Below are 23,016 nucleotides of genomic sequence, written 5' to 3' on the forward strand. Positions count from 1 at the left end.
GGCCCCTGCCAATAACCCGCCGATTAATTGATTTTCACTGCTTTTCGTCGCCGTATAGTGGCCGACAGCCTTTTCATTTCGCTATTTCCCATCTTATTTTTTTGACTGTCATGGACATCAACGAGCAATTTCAAGCCGCTGCCCAGCAAGTAAATAACCTGCCCGGCGATGTAGCCGCCAAACATATGACGGAGCTTTATGGCCTGTATAAGCAGGCTACCGAAGGCGACGTGAACATGAAAAACGACGAAGTAGACGCCTCGGCCGCCGACCAAGCCAGCGGACCCGCCGGCCTCTCGCAGGCCCAGTGGGACTCGTGGAACCAGTTCAAAGGCGTGTCGGAGGAAGAAGCCAAGCAACGTTACGTGGCCAAAACGGCCGAAATTACCGGCGGCTCCAAATCAGCCACCGAGGCCAGCGAAGTGCCCACCGATAGCCTGACCGGGGCCCCCAAAACTACCGACCACGGCGGCCTGCGCGGCGACATAAAGGCCGGCACCCCCTACGGCGGCGAGGATAAGCTGAAAGACCAGCAGGCGAAATAAGCCGCACTGCTACGGCGCTATTGCGCTCAAAATGTTGCCCAATCAAAAGCCAGTCCTGCGCGGGGCTGGCTTTTGTTTTTGCCCGAAAACCGCTGGCCAAAAACTTGTTGGGGTGGCGGTAGTTGTCGGGCTCCGGGCAGGCAGTATTATTGCTGGCCGGCGGCAGGTGGCCGCTTCTCCCCTACTCCGTTTTTGCTTTTTATGGACCGTCGACTTTTCCTCAACCAAAGCACCCGCGTTGCCCTCACGGCCGCCCTCCTGCCCGCCGTGGCCTGCCAGACCACGCCCGACAAGCCCGCCGCAGATGCACCGGCCGGAGCGCCGACAGCCGGAGAAACCGCCGGAACCGGCGCAGCCGACCACTTCGAGTTGCACGAGCTGACCGTGACCGACCTGCAGGACCGCATGGCCAAGGGCACGGAAACCGCCCGCAGCCTGAGCGAAAAATACCTGGCCCGCATCAAGGCGCTGAACGAGGCCGGGCCGATGCTGCGCGCCGTCATTGAAACCAACCCCGATGCGCTGACCATTGCCGACGGCTTGGACAAGGAGCGCAAGGCCGGCAAGCTGCGTGGCCCGCTGCACGGCATTCCGGTGCTGATAAAGGACAACATCGACAGTGGCGACCAGATGATGACCACGGCCGGGGCCGCGGCACTCATCGGGAACAAAGCGAAGCAGGATGCCTTCATCGTGCAGAAGCTGCGGGCCGCCGGGGCGGTGCTGCTGGGCAAAACCAACCTGAGCGAATGGGCCAATTTCCGGTCCTCGCATTCGGTGAGCGGCTGGAGTAGCCGGGGCCGCCAGAGCCGCAACCCTTACGCACTGGACCGTAGCACCAGCGGCAGCAGCTCGGGTTCGGGGGCGGCGGTGGCGGCCAATTTGTGCGCTGTGGCCATTGGCACCGAGACCGACGGCTCAGTGGTATCGCCCTCGTCGGTGAACGGCTTGGTAGGCCTCAAGCCTACGGTGGGCCTGCTGAGTCGCAGCGGCATCATTCCCATTTCAAGCACTCAGGATACGGCCGGCCCCATGGCCCGTACCGTGCGCGACGCGGCCCTGTTGCTGGGCGCGCTGGCCGGCCCCGACCCCGCCGACCCCGCCAAACTGCCCATTCCCACCGGCAATCTGACCGACTACACGGCTTTTCTCAAGCCCGATTCGCTGAAAGGCCAGCGCCTGGGCGTGGAGAAATCCCACCTCAACGGCCCGCCCGCCGTGGCCGCGCTGCTGAAAGAAGCCGTGGCCGCGCTGAAGGCGCAGGGCGCGACCATCGTGGAAGTGGAGCTGAACAAGCAGGTCAACCCACTGGGCGAGGCCGAATTCGACGTGCTGCTCTACGAGTTCAAGGAAGGCGTGAATAAGTACCTGGCCGGCGCGGGCGCAACGGTGAAAAACCTGGCAGACGTCATCGCCTACAACAAGGCTCACGCGGCCGAGGCCATGCCGTTTTTCCGGCAGGAAACCCTCATTCGGGCCGAAGCTACTGACGGGCTGAGCAACCCCAAATACAAGGCGGCCGTGCAAAAAACCGTGACCGGAGCCCGCAAAGCCATTGATGAACTGCTGAAAACCCACCAGCTCAACGCCATCGTCGGGGTCACGACCGGCCCGGCCTGGTGCATCGACTGGGTGAACGGCGACTATTCGACGGGCGTGGATTTCTCCTCCCCAGCGGCTATGGCGGGCTACCCGCACCTCACCGTGCCCATGGGGCAGGTGCTGGGGCTGCCGGTGGGTCTGTCGTTTGTGGGGCCGGCGTATCAGGAAGGGCTACTATTGGCGCTGGGCTACGCCTACGAGCAGGCCACGCACAAACGGGCGGCCCCAAAGTTTCTGCCCACGGTGGTGGCTTAAAGCTGAATTAGGGCTGAATAGAGGCTTCCAAACGTTTGGATGGCGCGTTTCAGCCCCAAACCCTGCTTCCAAACGTTTGTGAGGCCACCTTTAACGCCAAACCCTCCTTCCAAACGTTTGGAATTGCCCATTTGGCCCCAAAACCCGACTTCCAAACGTTTGGAAGCCTCCATTTGGCCCCAAAACATCCTTCCAAACGTTTGGAAGTCGGGTTTTGGGGCCAAACCCGGCCCTCCCGACGTTTGGATGAGGCCTAGAAAATCTTGCCCGGGTTCAGGATGCCATTGGGGTCGAATACGCTTTTGATGCCGCGCATCAGATTCAAATTGGCTTCTTTGAGGGCGATACCGATGTAGCCCTTCTGCACCAGCCCGATGCCGTGCTCGCCGGAAATGGTGCCGCCCAACTGCACGCAGAGCTCAAAAATCTCGGAGATGGGCTGGCGCAGGCCCACGTTCCACATCTCATCGTCGAGCTCGCCCCGGATGATGTTGACGTGCAGGTTGCCGTCGCCGGCATGGCCGTAGCACACGGTTTTGAAGCCGTAGCGGGCTCCGATTTCCTTCACGCCTTTTAACAGATTAGGCAATTCGGCGCGGGGCACCACGGTGTCCTCTTCCTTATAGACGGAATTGTAGCGCACCGAATTGCCGATGTTGCGGCGGATGCGCCACAGGTCGTCCTTCTGGCCGGCCGTGTCGGCCAGCAGAATTTCGCCCACGTCGTAGTGCTCCAGCACGCCATACACCTGCTCGGCTTCCTTATACAGTTGGTCCAAATCCTGGCCATCGAGTTCGATGAGCAGGTGGGCTTTGATGTCCTCGGACAGCGTGAGCGGGATTTTCAGGTAATCCGACGACCAGGCAATGGCCTCGCGCTCCATAAACTCCATACCCGAGGGGATAATGCCCGCCCGGAACACGGCCGAAACCGCGTCGGCCGCCTGGGTTTCCTGCCGGAAGGGCACCAGCATCAGCACGTTGTGCTGCGGAAACGGCAGCAGCCGGAACACCACTTTGGTGATGATGCCCAGCGTGCCCTCCGAGCCCACCATGAGCTGGGTAAGGTTGTAGCCGGTGGAGTTTTTGAGGGTGTTGGCCGCCGTCCAGATGATTTCGCCGGTGGGCAGCACCACTTGCAGGTTCAGCACGTAGTCCTTCGTGGTGCCGTATTTCACGGCTTTGGGGCCGCCGCTGCTGTGGGCCAGGTTGCCGCCCAAGAAGCAGCTGCCCTTGCTGGCCGGGTCGGGCGGGTAGAAGAGACCCACTTCCTTCACCGCGTTCTGAAACGTCTCGTTCACCACGCCGGGCTCCACGGTGGCCTGCAGGTTGCGCTCGTCAATCTGAATGATTTTATTGAGGCGCTCGGTGCTCAGCACCACGCCGTGGTGGAGGGGCAGCGCGCCGCCGCTCAGGCCCGTGCCCGCCCCGCGCGGCGTGACGGGAATGCGGTGCGCGTGGCACAGGCGCATAATCTGGCTGATTTCATCGGCATCGGCCGGACGCAGCACCACATCGGGCGCAAACTGGAGGTCCTCGGTGTGGTCGCGGCCGTAGTCGGCGTAGGCATCGGCGGTAGCGGTGGCCTCGGCGCGCTGGGCGGTGAGGACGTGCGCCGGGCCAACGATGGCCTCGAATGCAACAAGTAATTCGGGGGTAAGCGCGTTAAAATTCATGACGGATAAATCTGGAAAGGCCGGATAAACTATCTTTGTGGCCGATGGGGAGGGTGACAACGAAGATACTACCGCTGCTGCTGATGACTTTGGTCTTTTTAGCCAGCTGCCACCGCAAGCTGAACTACCGCGACGGCCAGTACCGCTCGGCCCGCGACATGGTGCGCCTGAAAAAGGGCGGCCGGGTGAGCCCGACCGGCAAATCCAAGGTCGTAACGGGTGCCGCCAACGGCTCCAAAACCAAAGTGGTGACCAAGCGCCCGGCCCGTGTGGGCAGCGCCACCGGCACCCTGGCCTCCGTGATTGAGGCCGCCCGCTCCTACCAGGGCACCCCCTACCTCTACGGCGGTACCACGCGCCTGGGCCTCGACTGCTCGGGCCTGCTGCAACTATCTTTTGGCGAGGCGGGTGTGACTATTCCGCGCTCGTCGAACGAGCAGGCCGTGTGGGGCGACCCCGTGAAATCCACCGACTTACGGCCCGGCGATTTAGTATTTTTTGGGGCTTCGCCCGGCAGCCACACCATCACGCACGTGGGAATGGTGACGGTGGCCGATGAGGAAGGCGTCGATTTTATTCACGCGTCAACTTCGCTGGGCGTGGTCGAAAATAGTTTGGAATCTGACTACTACCTCAGCCGGTTCATCCGGGCCGTGCGGCCCCGATTGTGATGCATGCACCCTTTATCTTTGCCGGACAAATACCTGACTCCGGCGATATTAATCAATGATAAAATTTACGTAATATTGACCCTTTCGGCTCCGTCGTACCTTTGTCCCGCTTTTACAAAGCTCACTGTTTCCACCAACCTTTTTCAACATGAATAATTTACGTTTACGCCACTTGCTTCTGCTGGCGCTGATGCTTCTGACGGCCCGGTTGGGTTGGAGCCAAGGCGCAACCACGGCAGCCATGAGCGGAGTTATCTCCGATAAAACCGGCGCGGGCCTGCCCGGTGCCACCGTAATTGCCATTCATACGCCCACCAACACGCAGTACGTGGCGCCCACCAACTCCGATGGCCGCTTCAACATCCAGAACATGCGCGTGGGCGGTCCTTATACGGTTCGGGTCACGTTTGTGGGTTACAAAGACATCACCCGCGAAGGCATTTCCCTGACCCTGGGCCAGAGCCTGCGCTTCGACCAGACCCTGAGCGATGCCTCGACGGAGTTGGCCGAAGTGACCGTCAGCGGCCGCCGCGACCCCATCATGAGCGCCGACCACACCGGGGCCAGCACCACGGTGCAGCGCGAAACCATTGAGCGCCTGCCCACCCTGAACCGTTCGCTGAACGACTTCACCCGTCTCACTCCCCAGGCCAACGGCCAGAGCTTCGGCGGCCGCAACAGCGGCTACAACAACATCACGGTTGACGGTGCCATTTTCAACAACGCTTTCGGCTTGTCGTCGACGGTAGGTGGCCAATCCGGTGCCCAGCCCATTTCGCTGGACGCCATCGACCAGATTCAGGTGAGCATTGCCCCTTTCGACGTTCGTCAGGGCTCGTTCACGGGTGCCGGCATCAACGTAGTGACCCGTTCGGGCTCTAACAAGGTATCGGCTTCCATCTATGATTTCTACCGCAACCAGAACCTGGTGGGCAGCAAAGTAGGCGACGTCACCAGCGACTACCCCAAGTTTAACCTGAACAACATCGGCTTTCGCGTAGGCGGCCCGATTATCAAGGACAAGCTGTTCTTCTTCATCAACGCCGAGTCGGAGCGCCGCAACGACCCGCCCACGGGCAACTTCACCGCCAACCGTGAAACCACGGCCCCGATTGCGGGCGGTACCGTATCGAACGCCTCGGCCCGTGACCTTGATGCCCTCAGCAACTTCCTGCAGCAGCAGTACGGCTATAGCCCCGGCCCGTACGATAACTACAACCTGAAGTCGAACAGCGACAAAGCGACCATCAAGCTCGACTGGAACATCAACAACAACAACCGCTTCAACATCAAGTATAACTACCTGAAGTCGTACAGCGACATCTCACCGAGCACTTCGGGCGCTATCAACGCACAGCGCTCGCAGTCGCAGTTCGGCCTGCCGTACCTGTCCTCGTACTACCGCATCAACAACAACCTGAACTCGATTATTGCCGAGCTGAACAGCACCTTGGGCGGTGGCAAGTACTCGAACAACCTAACCGCTGGTTACTCGGCGTTCCGTGACTTCCGCGAAAGCAGCGGGGGCATTTTCCCACTTGTTGACATCGGCACCAGCGTTGGCCGCAGCACGGGTGCAGCCCTCAACAGCATCAACGCCTCGAACTCGCTGACGACGTTCGGCTACGAGCCTTTCTCGGCCTTCAACGTGCTGAATTCGGACGTGTACCAGTTTGGCGACAACTTCACGGCTTACCTAGGCAAGCATAACGTGACGGTGGGTACTTACAATGAGTACTACAAGTTCCGCAACGGTTTCGCGCCGAGCTACTACGGCAACTATTCCTTCAACTCGCTGGAGGACTTCTACGCCTCGGCTGGCTTCAACTACGACCGCGCCACCGCTACCTACTCGCCCTTGGCCGCTGGCACCACCCGCCCCGGCCCGCAGCGCTACAACCTGCAGTACTCGGCCATCGCCGGCGGTGGTTTCCCCTTCGCCGACATCACGGCGGCGCAGTTGGGCTTATACCTGCAGGACGAGTGGTCGCCCCGCAGTAACCTGAAAGTAACCTACGGCGTGCGGGCTGACGTGCCCTTCCTGACGTCGGACTTGCAGCAGAACACCAACGCGGCCAACCTCACCTTCCGCGACGGCGTGCAACTCAACACGGGTTCGGTGCCGAAGAAAACGGTATTGTTTTCGCCACGGGCCGGTTTCAACTGGGACGTGAATGACGACCGCAAGACGCAGTTGCGTGGCGGTACAGGCATCTTTACCGGCCGCGTGCCCTTCGTGTGGCTGTCCAACCAAGCCAGCAACAACGGTGTGCAGTTCGGCTCGTTCAGCACGTCGGGCGCGGTACCCACCACGTCGACTGTTAACGGTCAGACCGTTACCAACGCGAATGCTTCCATCTATCCGTTCAGCGCCAACGTGGATACTTACCGTCCGCTGAATGCCACGGCTAACACGGCCTACAACCTGGCCGTGACGGATAAGGACTTCAAATTCCCGCAGGTATGGCGCACGAACTTGGCCGTTGACCAGGAGCTGCCCGGTGGCATAATCGGTACGCTGGAGGCTTTCTACACGAAAGATATCAACTCGGTGTATCACCAGAACGTAAACCTGCCTGGCACGGAGGCCAACCCCTACAACCGTGCCGTTGGCGTGGATAACCGCCCCATCTTCTACACGATTAACAGCCCTCTGGTAGTAACCAACGGCTTGGCCGCGACTTCTTTCAACCGCCAGATTTACGCTGGCCGCGGCGGTGCTTCGGCTACCAATCCCAACATCAGCGACGCCATCCTGATGAAAAACACCAACAAAGGCTACTCGTACGCCGTAACGGCGCAGCTGCAGAAGTCTTTCGCCAGCGGTTTCTACGCCAGCGCGGCCTACACCTACACCGACTCGCGCTCGGTGAATGACGGCGGCTCGATTGCCCAGTCCATCTGGCGCGACCGTTCAGTGTCGGGTGACCCGAATGCTGATGCTCTGAGCTATTCGAGCTACCTGCAGCAGCACCGCGTTATCGTTTCGGCTTCGTACCGTAAGGAATATGTGGGCCACCTAGGCACCACGCTCTCGATGTTCTACGAAGGTGCCCCTGCTATTAGCGGCTTCACGGCCCGCTACTCCTATGTGTACTCGGGCGACATGAACGGCGACGGTCAGACTGCAAACGACCTGATGTACATCCCCCGTACCCAGAGCGAAATCAACCTGCAGCCCATCACCCTCACAACTGCCCAGGGCGGTGGCGTGTATTCGTCGGCCGACCAGTGGAACGACCTGAACAACTTCATCACCCAGGACAGCTACCTCAGCAAGCACCGCGGCGAGTACGCCGAGCGTAACGGTGCCGTCCGTCCGTGGCTGAACCGTCTGGACTTCCGCCTGCTCCAGGATATCTTCACTAACATCGGCAGCAATCGCAACACCCTGCAGTTGAGCCTGGATATCTTCAACATCGGCAACCTGCTGAACAGCAGCTGGGGCACGGTTCAGACGCCTAACCGCACCAACCCGCTCAAGTTTGACGGCTACAATGCCGCCGGCCAGCCCGTGTTTGAGTACAGCTACCTGGTTAACCCAGTGAAAAATGCTGACAACACCGTAACCCCCGGTACCAAGCTGACCGATACCTTCCGCAACGACACGGGCGGCCTCGGTTCGCGCTGGCAGGGCCAGGTGGGCATCCGCTACATCTTCAACTAAGCTTTCCGGCTTAGCATAGCCTAGGAGAGGGCAGGAAGAAATTCCTGCCCTCTTTTTTTGTGCCTGATTGTTTGAGGCTTGCGTCTTTTTAGCGAAAAAGATGCGTCCAGCACTTGCCAAACCAATATTCGCCCGTACTTTTGTCGAACCAAAGCGCAAATGGCACGGCGGTAAACAACCAATCAGGGGGATTAGCTCAGTTGGCTAGAGCGCTTGCATGGCATGCAAGAGGTCATCGGTTCGACTCCGATATTCTCCACTGAAGAAGTGAACAAGGAAAAAGAAAAACGCCCCTGGATATATTTCCAGGGGCGTTTTTTGTGGTGGCTATATCACCGCTATACAAACAGCCCTTCAACCGACAGGTACCGCTCGCCGGTGTCGTAGCAGAAGGTAAGCACGCGGCTGCCCTGGGGCATGTCGGGTAGCTTTTTGGCGATGGCGGCCAACGACGCGCCCGACGACACACCCACGAATATGCCTTCCTCGCGGGCAGCGCGGCGTGTCATCTCGTAGGCCTCCGCCTGCGATACCTGGATGGTGCCGTCGAGGATGTCGACGTGGAGGTTTTCGGGGATGAAGCCGGCCCCGATGCCCTGGATGGGGTGCGGCCCCGGGGCTCCCCCGCTGATGACGGGCGAGGCCTCGGGCTCAACGGCAAAGGTTTTCATGTTGGGGAAATGCGGCTTGAGCACTTCCGTGACGGCAGTGATGTGGCCGCCGGTGCCCACGCCGGTAATGTGGAAGTCGAAGCCCTCGGGCGCATCGCGCAGGATTTCGAGGGCCGTGGTTTCGGCGTGTATTTTGGGGTTGGCGGGGTTGGAAAACTGCATGGGCATCCAGGCACCGGGCGTGTTGGCCACTATTTCCTGGGCTTTCTCGATGGCACCCTTCATGCCCTTTTCGCGGGGCGTGAGCTCCAGGCTGGCTCCGTAGGCGGCCATGAGGCGGCGGCGCTCGATGCTCATGCTTTCGGGCATCACGAGGGTGAGCTTATAGCCTTTCACGGCGGCTACCAGGGCCAGGCCCACGCCGGTATTGCCGGAAGTGGGCTCCACAATCAGGCTGTCTTTGGTAATGATGCCGTCCTTCTCGGCCTGCTCAACCATGCTCAGGGCAATGCGGTCTTTGATGGACCCGCCGGGGTTGGCCCGTTCCAGTTTCACCCACACTTCCACATCGGGGCGGACGGCAGCAAAAATGCGGTTGAGGCGCACCATTGGCGTGTTGCCGATGGTATCGAGGATGGAATTAGCTTTCATATGGGCAATGAGTGAATGGACGAATGGATGAATGAGTGAGTGAGCACTAAGTAAATGAATACGAGCGAACGGAAATGAATACCTCATTCGCCCATTTAGCCATTCACTCATTGGTCAGATGGAAAAAACCAGCTCGGCCGCCGGGTCGACGTTGCGCGAAATCTGGATGTGCGCCCGGTGATATACCCGCGAATGCGAGGGTACGCTTTCGGTCAGCCACACGTTGCCCCCGATGATGCTGTGCGCCCCCACCACCGTACTCCCCCCCAGGATAGTAGCGCCCGCGTAGATGACCACATGGTCCTCAATGGTGGGGTGGCGCTTGGTGCCCTGCAAGCCCTTGGTGACGCTAAGCGCCCCGAGCGTGACACCTTGATATATCTGCACATTGGCTCCGATAACCGCCGTTTCGCCGATGACGAGGCCCGTGCCGTGGTCGATGCAAAAGGCCGGCCCGATGTGCGCCCCGGGGTGGATGTCGACGCCGGTGCGTTGGTGCGCGTACTCACTCAGCAGGCGCGGCAGGCGCGGCAGGCCCCGCTGGTGCAGGGCGTGGGCCAGCCGGTAGAGCGCCGTGGCGTAGAAACCCGGATAAGAGCTGATAATTTCGGCCAGGCCCTGGGCGGCGGGGTCGCTGGCCAGAATGGCGCTGGCATCGCGCAACAGGGCCGCCCGTAGCGCCGGCAGCTGGGCGGTGAATTCATCGGCCAAGGCGGAGGGTGAGGCGGGCAGCGCGGGCACATCGGCGAGCAGTACGGCCAACTCGGCCCGGAAGTATTGGAGCTCAGCTTCCACAGCGTCGGCCGTGGGCAGAGGCCGCTCGGCGCGTTGCGGAAAAAGCAGGGCGAGCAGGCCATCGGCGAGGGCGCAGAAGGCGGCCCCGGGCAGGGCGTCGGGGGCCACGGAGTGGGCGCGAGCCAACTCTTCGGCAAAGGAATGGGGAAGCACGGGGGCTGAAAACATAAGCGAAAAGAACCAGAGGAATCAACCGGTGGCGCGGGGTAAGGTTTTGAGCGTCCGGGCAACGGCGGCGCGGCCTTTGCCGTTTAGCCAGTACCTCACTGGCCACTGCGGCCACCGGGCCAAAAGATACTCTTCTTTTCCTCCTGCTTCACTTTTTCCACATTATCATGGCAGCCGATACCTCCATCACCAAAGTTGATTCCAAGCACTCCCCTACCGGTCCCGATGGGGAGAAGTACCTGGCTTCGGGCACACACATCGCCATGCGCATGTGGGAAAACGAGCAGCCGGGCGAGCCCAAAGCCCCCGCCACCCGGCCCTACGAAACAGTAGGCTACGTACTCAGTGGCCGCGCCGAACTGCATCTGGCGGGCCAGATGGTTGTTCTGGAGCCCGGCAATTCCTGGGTGGTGCCCAAGAACACGGAGCACACTTACAAGATTCTGGAAAGCTTCTCGGCCGTAGAAGCCACGTCGCCACCGGCCCAGGTGCATGGCCGCGAAGAGAAATAAACAACTGATAACGTTTATGAAAACCCGCGAACTGGGCCGCACCGGCCAGCACGTTTCCGCCCTGGGCCTGGGCTGTATGTCGATGGCCTCGGACTACGCCTATGGCCCCAGCGACGAGCGCGAGGCCGTGGCCACGCTGCACCGGGCGCTGGAGCTGGGTGTAACGTTCTGGGACACGGCCGACATCTATGGTTTTGGGGCCAACGAGACCTTGTTGCGGCAGGTGCTGGCACCCAATCGCAACCAGCTTTTCCTGGCCACCAAGTTTGGCTTTGTGGCCGACGGGGCTGGCGGCTCGGCTGTGGACGTGCGCCCGGAGCGGATTGCGGCAGCCTGCGATGCCAGCCTGCAACGCTTGGGCATCGATACCATCGACCTGTACTACGCCCACCGCATCGACCCGGCCGTGCCGGTGGAGGAGATGGTGGGCGCGATGGCAGCATTGGTGCAGGCCGGCAAAGTGCGGTTTCTGGGCCTGTCGGAGGCCTCGGCGGCTTCGTTGCGGCGGGCGGCGGCCACGCACCCCATTGCGGCGCTGCAGTCGGAGTATTCGATGTTTACCCGCGATGTGGAGACAGCCATTTTGCCTGCTTGTCAGGAGTTGGGCATCAGCCTGGTGCCGTTTTCGCCGCTGGGGCGCGGGCTGCTCACCGCCGTCGGCCCGCAGCTGGCCGATAAAGACCTGCGGCGCAGCATGCCCCGCTTCGGGGCCGAGGTAGGCGATGCCAACGCGCCGCTGGTGGCCGGGCTGCGGCAGCTGGCCGAAGCGCGGGGCATCAGCACGGCGCAGCTGGCGCTGGCGTGGCTGCTGGCGCAGGATGCCCACATCATCCCCATTCCGGGCACCAAGCGGCCAAAGTATCTCGAAGAAAACGCAGCCGCAGCTGATGTTGAGCTGACTGTCTATGATATAGACCAGTTACGCGCCCTACTGGTAGCCCACCCCGTGGTGGGTGCCCGCTACGGCGAGGGAGCGCTGAAGCTGGTGAACCGTTAGCCCGACTCCCCGGGCTTAGTGGCCGGAACTGCGCGGGGCCGCCACGGCCCAATCATGCACCATTTTCAGAAGCGAGAACTCCTGGAAGGGCTTGCTCAGATAGTCGTTCATGCCAGCGGCCAGGCACTTTTCCCGCTCGCCGGTGATGGCGTTGGCGGTGAGGGCGATGATGGGCACGGTGAGGCCCAGCTCCTGCCGCAGGATGCGGGTAGCTTCATAGCCGTTTTTGATGGGCATCTGCACATCCATCAAAATCAGGTCAAACACCTGGAGGCCCGCCAGTTCGATGGCGGCCTGGCCGTTGGGGGCTTCCGTCACGCGCAGGCCGGCATTGGCAAGAAAGCTGGTGGCCAGCATCCGGTTAAACAGGTTGTCTTCGACCAGCAGAATGCGCTTGCCGCGCAGCTCCTGTTGCAGGCCTTCGGGGTCGCCGTGGTCCTTTGGCGCGAGATGCCGGGCATCGCCCACGGGCAGGCGCAAGGTAAAGCGACTGGTGGTGCCGTGGTTTTTCCGGCTTTCGATGCACAGCTCGCCGCCCAGCAGGAGTACCAGCTTGTTGCTGATGCCCAGGCCCAGGCCGGTACCGCCAAAGCGCCGCGTCACGGTCGAATCTTCCTGGCTGAAATCATCAAAAATGTGTTTCAGGTACTGGGTTTCAATGCCAATGCCGGTATCCTCCACCGTGAACTGGGCCAGCACTTCGTCCGGATTCGGGTGCTCGAGCAACTGGCAGCTGACGCGGACCGTGCCCTGCTCGGTAAATTTCACGGAGTTGCCGGCCAGGTTCAGCAGCACCTGGGTGAGGCGGAAGGGGTCGCCGAGCACGACTTCGGGCAGGGCCGGGTCGAGGCTGACGATGAAGGTGAGGCCCTTTTCCTCGGCTTTGTATTGCAGGGTTTTTTTGACCTGCGCACATATACTGCCGGGGCTGAACCCGATGTGCTCGATGGCCAGCTGGCCCGCCTCAATTTTGGAAAGGTCGAGAATGTCGTTGATGATGACGAGCAGGTTTTCCGCCGAGGCCGTGATGGCGTGCAGGTAGCTGGCCTGCGGGGCCGCCAGCGGGGTTTTGGCCAGCAGCTGGCTCATGCCCAAGATGGCGTTCATGGGCGTGCGAATTTCGTGGCTCATGTTGGCCAGGAAATCCTGCTTGGCGCGGGTGCTGCTTTCGGCCTGCACTTTGGCTTCGCGCAGGCTGGTTTCGAGGTGCTTCTGGACGGTCACGTCGAGGTAGATTCCAATGGAGCCGATGTGCCGCTGGTGCTCGTCATAGAGCGGCGCACCGCTCACCAGCAGCCACTTGCGCTCGCCGGTTTTGGTGGTCACCACAATCTCGTAGGAATCGGAAATGCCGTGCTCGCGGTTGCGCAGCTTGCTTTCCACCAGCTCCAGGTCGGGGCCGCTGAGCAGCAGCGGCGAGAGGCGCTGGCCGGCCAACTCGTCGGTGCAGTAGCCGGTCATGTCGCAAAAGCTGTGGTTGGCGTAGAGCAGGTGGTCGTTCAAATCGGCCTCCACCAGCCCCAGCGACATATTTTCGATGATACCCCGGTATTTTTCCTCGCGGCGCTTCAGGTCCTCTTCTGCCTTGATGCGGGCCGTAATGTCTTCGTACTTCCAGAGGTGGCCCACGTAGCGGGAGCCGTCGAAGATGGGCGTGAAGGCCCGTTGCAGGGTGCGGCCGTCGCGCAACGGGATAATGTCGCCGGTAGCGGGCTGGCGACGGCGCAGCAGGGCCGCAATGCGGGCCACGTACTGGTGCGGCTTCCGCACGTATTTGCGGGAGCCTTCGGTGAGCCAAGCACCGTCGCGGCCGTGGAGGCGGGCGGGGGCCACGGGGGTTTCGAGCAGCCGGCAAAAGGCCTCGTTGGTGAACACGATGCGGCGGTTTTCATCTTCCAGCACCAGCCCGTCCTGGAAGTGCGCAATCACGGTAGCCAGCTGCCGGTTAGAGGTATGCAGGGCTTCTTCGGCATCCTTCTGGGCCGAAATGTCGCTTTGCAGCCCGCTGAGCATTAGGGGGTTGCCATTGGTATCCCAAGCCGTGATTACGGCCCGGTTCAACACCCATTTATAATTGCCGTCCTGGCAGCGCATGCGGTATTCGCCCGTCACCATCTTGCCGCCCGTCCAAATGTATTGGCGCACTGCTTCTAATACCTGGTCCAGGTTATGGGGGTGGATGTGGGCGAGCCAGACTTCGTACTCATCCGGGAAACCGGCATCATCGTAGCCCAGCATGGCCTTGTATTCCGACGAAAACGAAATTTGATGGGTCCGCAGGTTCAACTCCCAGGCTCCGTCGCCAAAGCCCTCCACGGCCAATCCCAGGCGCAGGTCGCCTTCGCGCAGGGCGCTTTCGGCCAGCTTGAGGGGCGTCACGTCGAGCAGAATCCCGCTGTACGTCACCCAATCGGGACCGGAGCCGGTGACGTTGGAGTTGCCCCGCAGCCAGCGAACGGGTTGGCCGGGCACCACAATGCGGCCCTCGTATTCCCATGAGGTGTGGTTGCGGGTCGCAAAGTCGAGCGACTGTAGAAATCCTTCCAGCTCATCCGGATGAATAAAATCGGTCATGCGGCTGAGTTCGTGCGGGGCTATTCCGAACAATTCCTGCACCTTGGGACTCACATAGTCGAAAAAGTAGGCCCCGTCGTGCTTCTTACGCCACTCGTAGAGCACACCGGGCACATTTTCGGCTAGCGCGCGAAAGCGCCGCTCGCTGGCCACGAGTTGCAGCTGGACCCGTTTCCATTCCGTAATGTCTTCGAGCATGCCCACAAAATGGACCACCCCATCGGCGGCCACCGGCCGTACGCTCACGCGCAGCCAGCCGTCGGAGCCGGGCCGGGGGTTGGCCACTTCGTACTGAAACGGCTCATGCCGCTGCATACTGCCCCTGATGTAGGCCACCGTGGCCTCATCGCACAGGTGGGGCCGCAAAAATTTCTCCGGCTTTTGACCAGCCAGCTCGCTCATTGTCAGGCCGCACAGCTTGGTAAAGCCATTATTTACCCATTGCACACGGCCTTCGGCATCGGCCATCACCACGGCCGTATACTGTTCTTCTAGCAGGTAGGCCAATAGGCTGGGCGGCACGTAGGCGGCAGTGGAATACGGGGCCAGCTCAGCTAATTGAGCGCGCAAGTGTGCATTCGCGGTTTTCTGCTGGGCCAGCGCCTCTTCAAGCTCGGCATGGGTCATAGAACGCGGCCGCTAAAAGTTACTCGATGGTTGAAGGCCGCTGACTAGGCGGCCGGGTTGTTTCGAATTGAGTAACCGGCAGTGGCAAAAGCAGTAAGCTAAGCCGGCTCTTGCTCAAAAAGGTGGAAAAGGAGGCACAACCGGGAAAGTATACGAGAAAATGTATTCTATGGACTTTAGCGGCGGGGCTGGGCCGGGCCGCCGCCTTATTCGGGCAGGGTGCGCACGTAGCTGTGCTGCACTGGCACCGGGCTGCCCACGCCCTGCTGGGCCAGGGCGCGCTGGAGCTGCTCGATGAGGCGCGCCTGGGCCGGAACATTGCGGCCGGCCGGGGTATAGGCCCGGAAGGCCACCGTCATGCCGCCCGGCTTGAGGGCCGTGACGGCCACCTGCGGCGCGGGGGTTTGCAGCACGTCTTCGTCGGCCTGCAGCAGCGGGATGGCCCAGGCGCGCAGGGCCGCCAGGTCGGTAGCATTGTCGAGGTCAGCCACAATTTCAACCAGGGCCTTGTTCTGGGCCGTTTTGTTGATGATGACGTTGTTGGATGTGGCCCCGTTGGGCAGAATGACGGTGTCGCCCTGCGGCGTGATAAGGATGGTGTTGAAAATCTGAATCTCGCGCACCTCGCCCGTTTTGCCCTGCGACTCAATGGTATCGCCCACCACGTAGGGCTTGAAAATCAGAATGAGTACTCCGCCCGCAAAGTTGGCCAGCGTGCCCTGCAAGGCCAGCCCCACCGCCAGCCCCGCCGCCCCCAGAATGGCCACAAACGACGTGGTTTCGAAGCCCACCATGCCGGCCACCGATATCAGCAGCAGCACTTTGAGCACGATGTTGACCAGACTGGTCAGGAACGAGGCCAGCGACACATCCAGCCGCGTGGCGGCGGTGGCTATAATGCGGCTGGCCCAGCCAATGAGCCACCAGCCCACCACCAGCGCCACCCCGGCCATGAGCACGCGGGGCAGGTAGAGCAGGGCCAGAGCTTGTAGTTGCTGGGCGTAGGTGGTTACTTGGTTCATGGCAATAGATGGAAAGGAGAACACAACAAACATCAGGCAGAAGGCGCAGCCTGAAGCTCCAAATTACTGATAATAGTCGCTAAAATTGTTATAGCGCGGGTGCGGCCACCAGCTCTACGCCCAGAATTTGGTCGCCGATATCGAGCTTGTGTACCACGTCCATACCGCCAACTACCTGGGCGAAGATGGGATAGCGGCCATCCAAGTGGGGCGTGGGCGTGTGGGTGATGAAGAACTGGCAGCTCTCGGTGTCCTTGCCGGCTGAGGCCAGGCCCACGCTGCCTTCCTCGTAGCGCAGGTCGCCAAACTCGGAGCGCAGGTTGTAGGGGGCGCTGCCGTTGCCATCGCCGCGCGGGTCGCCGCCCTGCGCTACGAAATTGGGCACCACGCGGTGGAAATACAGGTTATCGTAGAAATGCTGGCCGATGAGCGTGACGAAGCTGGCCACCGCGCCGGGCGCTTCCTCGGGCTTCAATTCCAGCAGAATAATGCCCTTGCTGGTACGCAGCCGCACCTGCTGGCCCAGCGGCACGCCCTGCACCACGGCCCAGTCTATCGGGTGCTGCTGGGCCGTGGCCAGCGGCGAAGGCGTGGACTTGGGGGCTTTGGTCAGCTTATCGATGGCTTGCTGAATTCCCTGCCAGGCTTCAATTTCGGTCGGTAGCTGCAATTTAGCCTGGGCCGCACGCAGGGCCGCGAGGTCGGCCGGCTGCGCTTCGGGGTAAAGCTTGGCATCGGCCAGCGCCTCGGCGGCGGTGCCGAGCTGGGCCACGTCACCGCTGGCCAAGGCCTGGCGCATGGCAGCGGCGAAATCGGCCTGGCGGCCGGCCGGGAAATCGGCATTGCGGCGCATGCTGAGCAATGCGCCCAGCGCATAGCCCGCCACCACCGGCGACTGCCCCGCCGCGAAGGCCTCAGTTCGCACGAAGTCGAACGCGGCCGGGTCCTCACTCAGGGCTTCCAGCAAAAAGCCCTTCTCATACACCGTGGGCGCGGTCGGGTAGCGCTTCTCAATAGTTTCGAGGAGGCTGGGGCGGGCCGCCGGGCTGGCGTGATGTACGGCCGCCCGGAGCAATGCCGCCCGCACCCGCAACGAGGCCTGCTTGTTGCCGTCGGCCAGGGCAGCCAGCGCCGCGCCCGACTCGCCTTTGGCATGGGTCAGCAGCCATTCGGCGGCCGTGAGGGCCACGGCCGGCTGGTCGCGGTTGAGGGCTGTGAACACGGCTTTGCGGCTGGCCGGGTAGTTTTCCGCATCAAACGGCAAGGCCCGGATGGCGCTGAGCCGCACCCGGTAGTCGGGGTCTTTGGTGGCAAGGCGGGTGAGCACGGCGGCAGAAGTCAGGACTTTGGCTGGCACAGGCGTTGATGCAGCGGCGGCATCCGGCACTAATGCTGCAATTCTACCCAGGGTGGTGACGGCCGCCGCCCGTACGGCGTACGACCGGTCTCGCTGGGCTAGGCGCAGCAACGTTGTTTCGGCCAGTCTTTTCAAATCAGTATCGAGTCCCCGTGTACGCGACAGGGCTACCACGGCCGCCAGCCGGCCGCGTCCGGGCAATTTGGGTGAGTTCAGCACTGCTACCGTGCGCCGGATGGTTTCGGGCGAAACCAGGCCGCGCAGGGCGGCGCGGCTCAGGCCCCAGGCCAGGGCGGCGGCGCGGGAAGTATCGTTCAGGATTTCGACGCGCCAGAGCTCGGGCAGGCTGTGGCGGGTGACGGCGCGGCCCAGGGCTTCATGCACGTAGCGGCGCACCGTGCCGTCGTTTTCTTTGAGGACGCGCACCCGCAGGCTGTCCACGGCGGTGCTGTCGCCGGTCTGGCCCAGGGCGTAGGCGGCGGCGCGGCGCACGCCGGGGTCGGCATCGCGCAGCAGCGGAATCAGGCCGGGCACGGCGGCCGGGGCTTGCACCGAGGCCAGCGCCAGGGCGGCCTCGCGCCGGTAGGTAGGTTTGCCGTTGGTGAGGAAGGGCAGCAGGGCGGCGGCGTTGCGCTCATCCTGCGCCGTGCCGATTTGGCGGATGGTGGCGTCGTGGTATTTGTTGGCGAGGCCAGTGCTGGGGCGCGGCGTGCGGGCGCAGGCAGCCGCCAGTAGCAGCAGCGGCCAGAAACGAAAGGAACGAATGGGCATGAGGGAGTTGGAGCGGATGCTTTAGCTTGCGCTTACGGGACAAAAGTGGTTTCGGCTGGACCGGGGCGCAAGCTGAAGCATGCGCTACTCACCGCCCCAGGAGTCCTCCTGCGGCTCGGCCTCGCTGGGCAAATACTCCGTCCCGATGTCCTTCAGCAGCGCATCGAGCCCGGCAAACAGCACGTTATTCCCCTCCTGCTGGTAGCTGGCCAGCGCGGCCTCAAAACCCGCCAGCCCGGCAATAAACGCCCGCAGGTTGTCGGCCGTGATGGCCTCGAAATGCCGGCCGTAGCCCATTTGCTGCACTTCGGCGGCGTTCAGCCACTGCTCGAACTGGGCCGGAATGGGAATGGCACAGATGGGCTTGTGGAGGAACACGGCCTCCGAAATCAGCGAGAAGCCGCCGTTAGTAATCACGGCGCGGGCGCTGGCCAAGTCGGCAATGAAACCGGCTTCGGAAAAGGCGCAGAGCTGCACGTTGCCGTGGCTTTCCTGCTTGTTGAAGCCGTAGACGCGAAACTCCTGGTCGGGCAGCTGTTGCAGCAGCGGCACCAGGTTCTGCTGCGTGGTGGCCGATTGATAGACCAATACGTGCTGGCCGTTGGTGGGCGCGGCGGCCAGGATTTCGGGCCGGATAATGGGCGGTACCAGCGTGGTACGCTGCTTGGCCAGCGGCAAATCGAAGAACGTGGTGACGACGTAATGGCGGCTGTGCGGCAGCTTGGCCCGCACAATGCTTTTGGCCACCTGGTAGTTTTCGCGCTCGGATTTTGGCACCGCCACGTTCAGCTTAGTCCGGCTGATAATCTGCATGTTGTCAATACTGACAATGGGCAGCCGGCGCAGCTTCGCAAACAAATAGCTGAAGGACTCGAAATCCGAAACCACCACTTCCGGCTCGAAATCGCCCAGCAGCTCCCGGTAGCGGGCGAAGTTGACGCGCAAGTCTTCCGGCGCGGTGCGCAATGTGAGCACGGCCGTGCGCAGCTTGCTCACCGCCAATCCATTATACGCCAAATGAAAGCCCCGGATTTCATGCACCCGGCCGGGGAAGGCCGCCGCCAGCATGGTGTAGGCGCGGCTGCTGCTCACCACTTGTACTTCGTGCCCCTGGGCCAGCAGGTGGCCGATGACAACTTTGCTGCGGGTGGCGTGGCCCAGGCCCTCGCCGGGCACTCCGTATAAAATCTTCATGGGCGCAAAGATGCGCGGTAAAAACCTGTCATTGCGAGCGTAGCGAAGCAATGACAACTCCCTTACTCGGCCACCGCCAGCTTCTCACTGCGCGTTCCTTCATTCGATTCCAGCCGCACAATGTAGATACCGGGCGCTACGCCCGCCAGCGGCAGGGGCAGCTGCTGCGGCCCGGCCGGATAGGCTTTCTGGCGCACCACGGTGCGCACTAGGCGGCCGGTGGCATCGAGCAGCGAAACGGTGACGGGGCCGGCCCGCTCCTGCTGGAAGCTGATGCTACCCGTGCCGCTGGAGGGGTTGGGGTACACGGCCATTTGCACGGTGCCGGGGGTGGTGGCCACGCCGGGCGCGGTGCTGAGCACGAGGTTTTCATCGCCGGCGCGGTAGGGCAGCAGGTCGAAATAGGTGAGCAGCATTTCGGCCGTCGTGGTTTCGCCCCATTGCGTGGTGACGGGTGGGCTGTTGGGGTTGCGCGGGTTCTGGGCGGTATTGTCGTAGGTGGCATCGGCCATGAGGCGCGAGCCGGCCGGAATTTTCAGCGGGGCAGTGAAGCGGAAGACGCCCTGCCAGCGGAAATCCCAATCGTTGATTTTGACTAGCTTAATGGTGTCGCCGTTAGGCTTTACCACCCACACCTTCCAGCTCTTGCTGAGCAGATGGGCGTGGGGCGCGGTGCTGAGCATAGTGAGGTCGACCGGCACGTTGAGCTGGGCGTGGAAGGTGCTCACCTGATTGGCCGGAATAATAAACGGCCCGTTGCTGAGCGTGACCGGCGAAATGGCTGGCACTGTCTGGATATAGCGCGTGACGGGCTGCCGGGCAAAAAACACGTTTACGACCGACGAGTCGCGCTGCGTCACGTAGTTGGGACCGTAATGCACCTGCACCAGCAGCGAGGCGTGGCGGTACAGCTTCTTGCCCATGCCCGAGGGGTAAAACCGCGACTGCATGCCCGGCACCCAGGCCGCGAAGTTGGTTTCCAAAGGATTGAAGCCGAAGCCACCGAACTGCGTGTAGCCGTAGCCGGGCGCGGCCGCATCGAGGGCCTGGGCCTGCTGCGTGGTGTCCATGCCAATGATGACGTGGTGGACGATGCCCTTATTACCCGGCCGGAACTCGATGGCCGCGATGTCGCGGTCGGCGGGCATATTCACGGGCAGCACGAAAATGCGGTACATGTCCTGGCCATTGCCTTGGTGGGTGAAGGCCTGCGCCATCGGAATCACCATATCGGGCGTGCCCAGTTGCGAGCCGCTGGGGTACGTGGGCACGGCCGGCGTGAGGGCGGGGTTGCCCTGCGGCGTACCGGCATCGACCCAGTCCCGGATTTTGGCGATTTCCGCGTTGGTCAGCGTGTTTTCGTCGAGGTAATGACGGTAGTTGGGGTCGGGCTTCCACGGCGGCATGTAGCGCGTGCCGGTCACGTACTTGATGGTCTGGGCGTGGCTTACTACCTCGGCGTAGGTGGTGAGCGGAAACGGGGCCACTTCGCCGGTGCGGTGGCAGCTGGTGCAGTGCTGGTACACCAGCGGCGCAATATCCTGGCTGAAGGTGTACTGCGGGGTGGTTTGGGCCTGCGCCCGGGGCACACTGCACAGCGCCAACGCCAGTAAAACAAGGGGGAAGTAGTGCTTCATATGCAACAGATTGATTCCAAATTTACTCAATAAAACAGCCCACCGGCTCGGTGCGCGGCACGGCCACCGGGCGGCCGGCGGCCACGGCGGCCAGCGCATCGGCCAGCTCGTGCTGGCGCGTCACGGCGCGGTGCTGGCCCAGGCCGGCGTAGGCATCATCGAGGCGACCCTGGTAGAGGACGGTGCGGCCATCGGCGGCCACCACCACGGCTTCGGGCGTGACGCGGGCGTGTAGCTTTTTGGTGAGCAGGTGGCCGGCATCGCCCTGAAGCGGAAAAGCCAGCTGGTAAGTTTTGGCGAAGGCGGCCAGCCCGGCCGCATTGGCTTCCTTCGCCGGAAACACGCCCACGAAACGCACGCCCTGTGCCCCGTAGCGGCCGTGCAGCTCCCGTAGCGGCAGCGTAGCCGCCTGGCTGATGGGGCAGGTTTCGGCCAGAAAAACGTAGACCGTGGCGTGGGGCACGGGCGCCGGGCTTCCTCCCAGAAAATGCAGCAACAAGAGTAGCAAAAGCGGCATAAGTACCTACTGGACGAATATATTTGAGAAAAAGTGGTTATTCCGCTGCCGGAGGAATATGCATGAAAATTACGCTATTTCCTCCGGTATTTGAACGACAACCATTTACCAGACACCGGCCTGCCGGACCGGGTTCCGCCTTTTCGGCCCGGTTTTCGTTTACGCCGCAACAACTTCTTCTTAGCTCACCTATGAATACCGCTGTATTACGCTCCAGCCGCCGGCCTTGGGGCGCTACTTTGGCCGCCGCCTCCCTCCTGCTGGCCACGGCCTGCTCGGCCCCGCGCGCTATCATTGCCACCGGCAAAGTCACGCCCCAGGGCGAGTTCCGGGTGGGGTACAACCAGGGCTTCAACCTGGCCACTGCACCCCTGGCCAAAGCCGGCAGCGCCGTGAAGGAAGCCGCCAGCCAGGCCGCCACTCAGCAAAAAATCGACTACACCGACGCCACCACCCAGCTGCAGGCCGCTGCCCTGGCCTACATCCTCGACCCGGTACAGCCCACCGCCGACCTCAACATCCGCTACGGCATCGTGCCGCGCCTCGATGCCGGCTTCAAGTATGCCTTCGGCTCCTACGTATTTGATACCCAGTACCAGCTGCTCGGCCCCACCGGCTCGCCCGAAAACCCCGGCCGGGGCGCGGTAAGCGGCACCACCTACGCCAGCATCGGCCTGCAATTCGCCACCCAGCGGGCCAAGCTGCCCAGCCTGCCCTTTCTGTCGGACATCAACTCGGTGCTGAATTTCCGGGCCAACCGCAACGACGTCCTCATTCCGCTCACCTTCAGCCAGTCGTTTGGGCCGGAGGAGGAAATCGGGGCCATCAGCTACGGCCTGGTGTACGCCCACAGCTGGGTGAGCTATGGCTTCGCGCCCACTAAAATCTACAGTGGTTCGGTGCAGGTGCCCGAGCTACCGCTGCAAAGCCGCAACTTCTCCTCCTTCGGCGGCTTTGTCAATCTCAAAATAGGCTACCGCTATTTGTACGTCATCCCGGCCGTGTCCGTCTTTTACCAGAACTACGGCGACTACGCCCTGCTGAACGGGGCCAGCACCTCGCTGAGCGGCGTCACGTTTGTGCCCTCCATCGGCTTGCAGCTGCGCATTCCGAACCTGATAAAGTAACCGCCTGCTACCAGCATTAGCGGCCCGAGTAGTGCGCCCCG

16 protein-coding genes and 1 tRNA gene are annotated in these 23,016 nt (G+C 62.1%); 8 read left to right on the forward strand and 9 right to left on the reverse strand.

Annotation, left to right across the window (positions count from 1 at the left end; genetic code table 11):
- The first annotated feature begins 110 nt into the window (after window positions 1-110).
- Both ACVWYF_RS13535 and ACVWYF_RS13540 read left to right on the forward strand, forming a co-directional pair.
- Complete coding sequence (locus tag ACVWYF_RS13535) at window positions 111-545, forward strand: acyl-CoA-binding protein (protein WP_457068823.1); 435 nt, start codon at window positions 111-113, stop codon at window positions 543-545.
- A 201-nt stretch (window positions 546-746) separates the two neighbouring features.
- Window positions 747-2,402, forward strand: a complete 1,656-nt coding sequence (locus ACVWYF_RS13540) for an amidase (protein ID WP_457068825.1) — start codon at window positions 747-749, stop codon at window positions 2,400-2,402.
- A 253-nt stretch (window positions 2,403-2,655) separates the two neighbouring features.
- On the opposite strand, the gene ACVWYF_RS13545 is transcribed toward ACVWYF_RS13540, so the two are convergent.
- Window positions 2,656-4,077, reverse strand: coding sequence for an FAD-binding oxidoreductase (locus ACVWYF_RS13545; protein WP_457068827.1), 1,422 nt, complete (start codon window positions 4,075-4,077; stop codon window positions 2,656-2,658).
- A gap of 83 nt (window positions 4,078-4,160) precedes the next feature.
- Here ACVWYF_RS13545 and ACVWYF_RS13550 point away from each other — a divergent pair, with 83 nt between their 5' ends.
- The 3 genes from ACVWYF_RS13550 (at window position 4,161) to ACVWYF_RS13560 (ending at window position 8,674) form a co-directional block, all read left to right on the forward strand.
- Window positions 4,161-4,748, forward strand: a complete 588-nt coding sequence (locus ACVWYF_RS13550; RefSeq protein WP_457068829.1) for a C40 family peptidase — start codon at window positions 4,161-4,163, stop codon at window positions 4,746-4,748.
- 148 nt (window positions 4,749-4,896) lie between these two features.
- Window positions 4,897-8,415, forward strand: a complete 3,519-nt coding sequence (locus ACVWYF_RS13555; RefSeq protein WP_457068831.1) for an outer membrane beta-barrel protein — start codon at window positions 4,897-4,899, stop codon at window positions 8,413-8,415.
- 185 nt (window positions 8,416-8,600) lie between these two features.
- Window positions 8,601-8,674, forward strand: a tRNA-Ala gene (locus ACVWYF_RS13560).
- Between the two features lie 79 nt (window positions 8,675-8,753).
- Here ACVWYF_RS13560 and cysK read toward each other — a convergent pair.
- Both cysK and ACVWYF_RS13570 read right to left on the reverse strand, forming a co-directional pair.
- On the reverse strand, window positions 8,754-9,677 hold the full coding sequence (cysK, locus tag ACVWYF_RS13565; RefSeq protein ID WP_457068833.1) for a cysteine synthase A: 924 nt from the start codon (window positions 9,675-9,677) through the stop codon (window positions 8,754-8,756).
- 114 nt (window positions 9,678-9,791) lie between these two features.
- The gene (locus ACVWYF_RS13570) at window positions 9,792-10,625 is read right to left on the reverse strand and encodes a serine O-acetyltransferase (RefSeq protein ID WP_457068835.1); all 834 of its coding nucleotides are present in this window, start codon (window positions 10,623-10,625) and stop codon (window positions 9,792-9,794) included.
- 182 nt (window positions 10,626-10,807) lie between these two features.
- Between ACVWYF_RS13570 and ACVWYF_RS13575 the strand changes: the two genes are divergently transcribed.
- Together ACVWYF_RS13575 and ACVWYF_RS13580 are read left to right on the forward strand one after the other, a co-directional pair.
- Complete coding sequence (locus ACVWYF_RS13575; RefSeq protein ID WP_457068837.1) at window positions 10,808-11,152, forward strand: cupin domain-containing protein; 345 nt, start codon at window positions 10,808-10,810, stop codon at window positions 11,150-11,152.
- A 16-nt stretch (window positions 11,153-11,168) separates the two neighbouring features.
- The gene (locus ACVWYF_RS13580) at window positions 11,169-12,149 is read left to right on the forward strand and encodes an aldo/keto reductase (protein WP_457068839.1); all 981 of its coding nucleotides are present in this window, start codon (window positions 11,169-11,171) and stop codon (window positions 12,147-12,149) included.
- A gap of 15 nt (window positions 12,150-12,164) precedes the next feature.
- Here ACVWYF_RS13580 and ACVWYF_RS13585 read toward each other — a convergent pair whose 3' ends face one another.
- From ACVWYF_RS13585 to ACVWYF_RS13610, 6 genes are all read right to left on the reverse strand, one after another.
- The gene (locus tag ACVWYF_RS13585) at window positions 12,165-15,350 is read right to left on the reverse strand and encodes a PAS domain S-box protein (protein WP_457068841.1); all 3,186 of its coding nucleotides are present in this window, start codon (window positions 15,348-15,350) and stop codon (window positions 12,165-12,167) included.
- A 206-nt stretch (window positions 15,351-15,556) separates the two neighbouring features.
- Window positions 15,557-16,372 (reverse strand): mechanosensitive ion channel family protein, encoded by an 816-nt coding sequence (locus ACVWYF_RS13590; protein ID WP_457068843.1) that lies wholly within the window; start codon window positions 16,370-16,372, stop codon window positions 15,557-15,559.
- An 88-nt stretch (window positions 16,373-16,460) separates the two neighbouring features.
- Window positions 16,461-18,500: a peptidylprolyl isomerase gene (locus ACVWYF_RS13595; RefSeq protein WP_457068845.1), complete on the reverse strand. Its 2,040-nt coding sequence runs from the start codon at window positions 18,498-18,500 to the stop codon at window positions 16,461-16,463.
- A gap of 84 nt (window positions 18,501-18,584) precedes the next feature.
- A complete protein-coding gene (locus ACVWYF_RS13600; RefSeq protein WP_457068847.1) occupies window positions 18,585-19,694 on the reverse strand; it encodes a glycosyltransferase family protein in 1,110 nt (369 codons plus the stop codon).
- A 62-nt stretch (window positions 19,695-19,756) separates the two neighbouring features.
- Window positions 19,757-21,331, reverse strand: coding sequence for a T9SS type A sorting domain-containing protein (locus ACVWYF_RS13605; protein ID WP_457068849.1), 1,575 nt, complete (start codon window positions 21,329-21,331; stop codon window positions 19,757-19,759).
- Window positions 21,332-21,353: 22 nt separating this feature from the next.
- Window positions 21,354-21,848 (reverse strand): redoxin domain-containing protein, encoded by a 495-nt coding sequence (locus tag ACVWYF_RS13610; protein ID WP_457068851.1) that lies wholly within the window; start codon window positions 21,846-21,848, stop codon window positions 21,354-21,356.
- Window positions 21,849-22,039: 191 nt separating this feature from the next.
- Between ACVWYF_RS13610 and ACVWYF_RS13615 the strand changes: the two genes are divergently transcribed.
- Window positions 22,040-22,975: a hypothetical protein gene (locus ACVWYF_RS13615; RefSeq protein WP_457068853.1), complete on the forward strand. Its 936-nt coding sequence runs from the start codon at window positions 22,040-22,042 to the stop codon at window positions 22,973-22,975.
- Window positions 22,976-23,016 lie beyond the last annotated feature (41 nt).

The sequence above is a fragment of the Hymenobacter sp. UYAg731 genome (assembly GCF_054061335.1).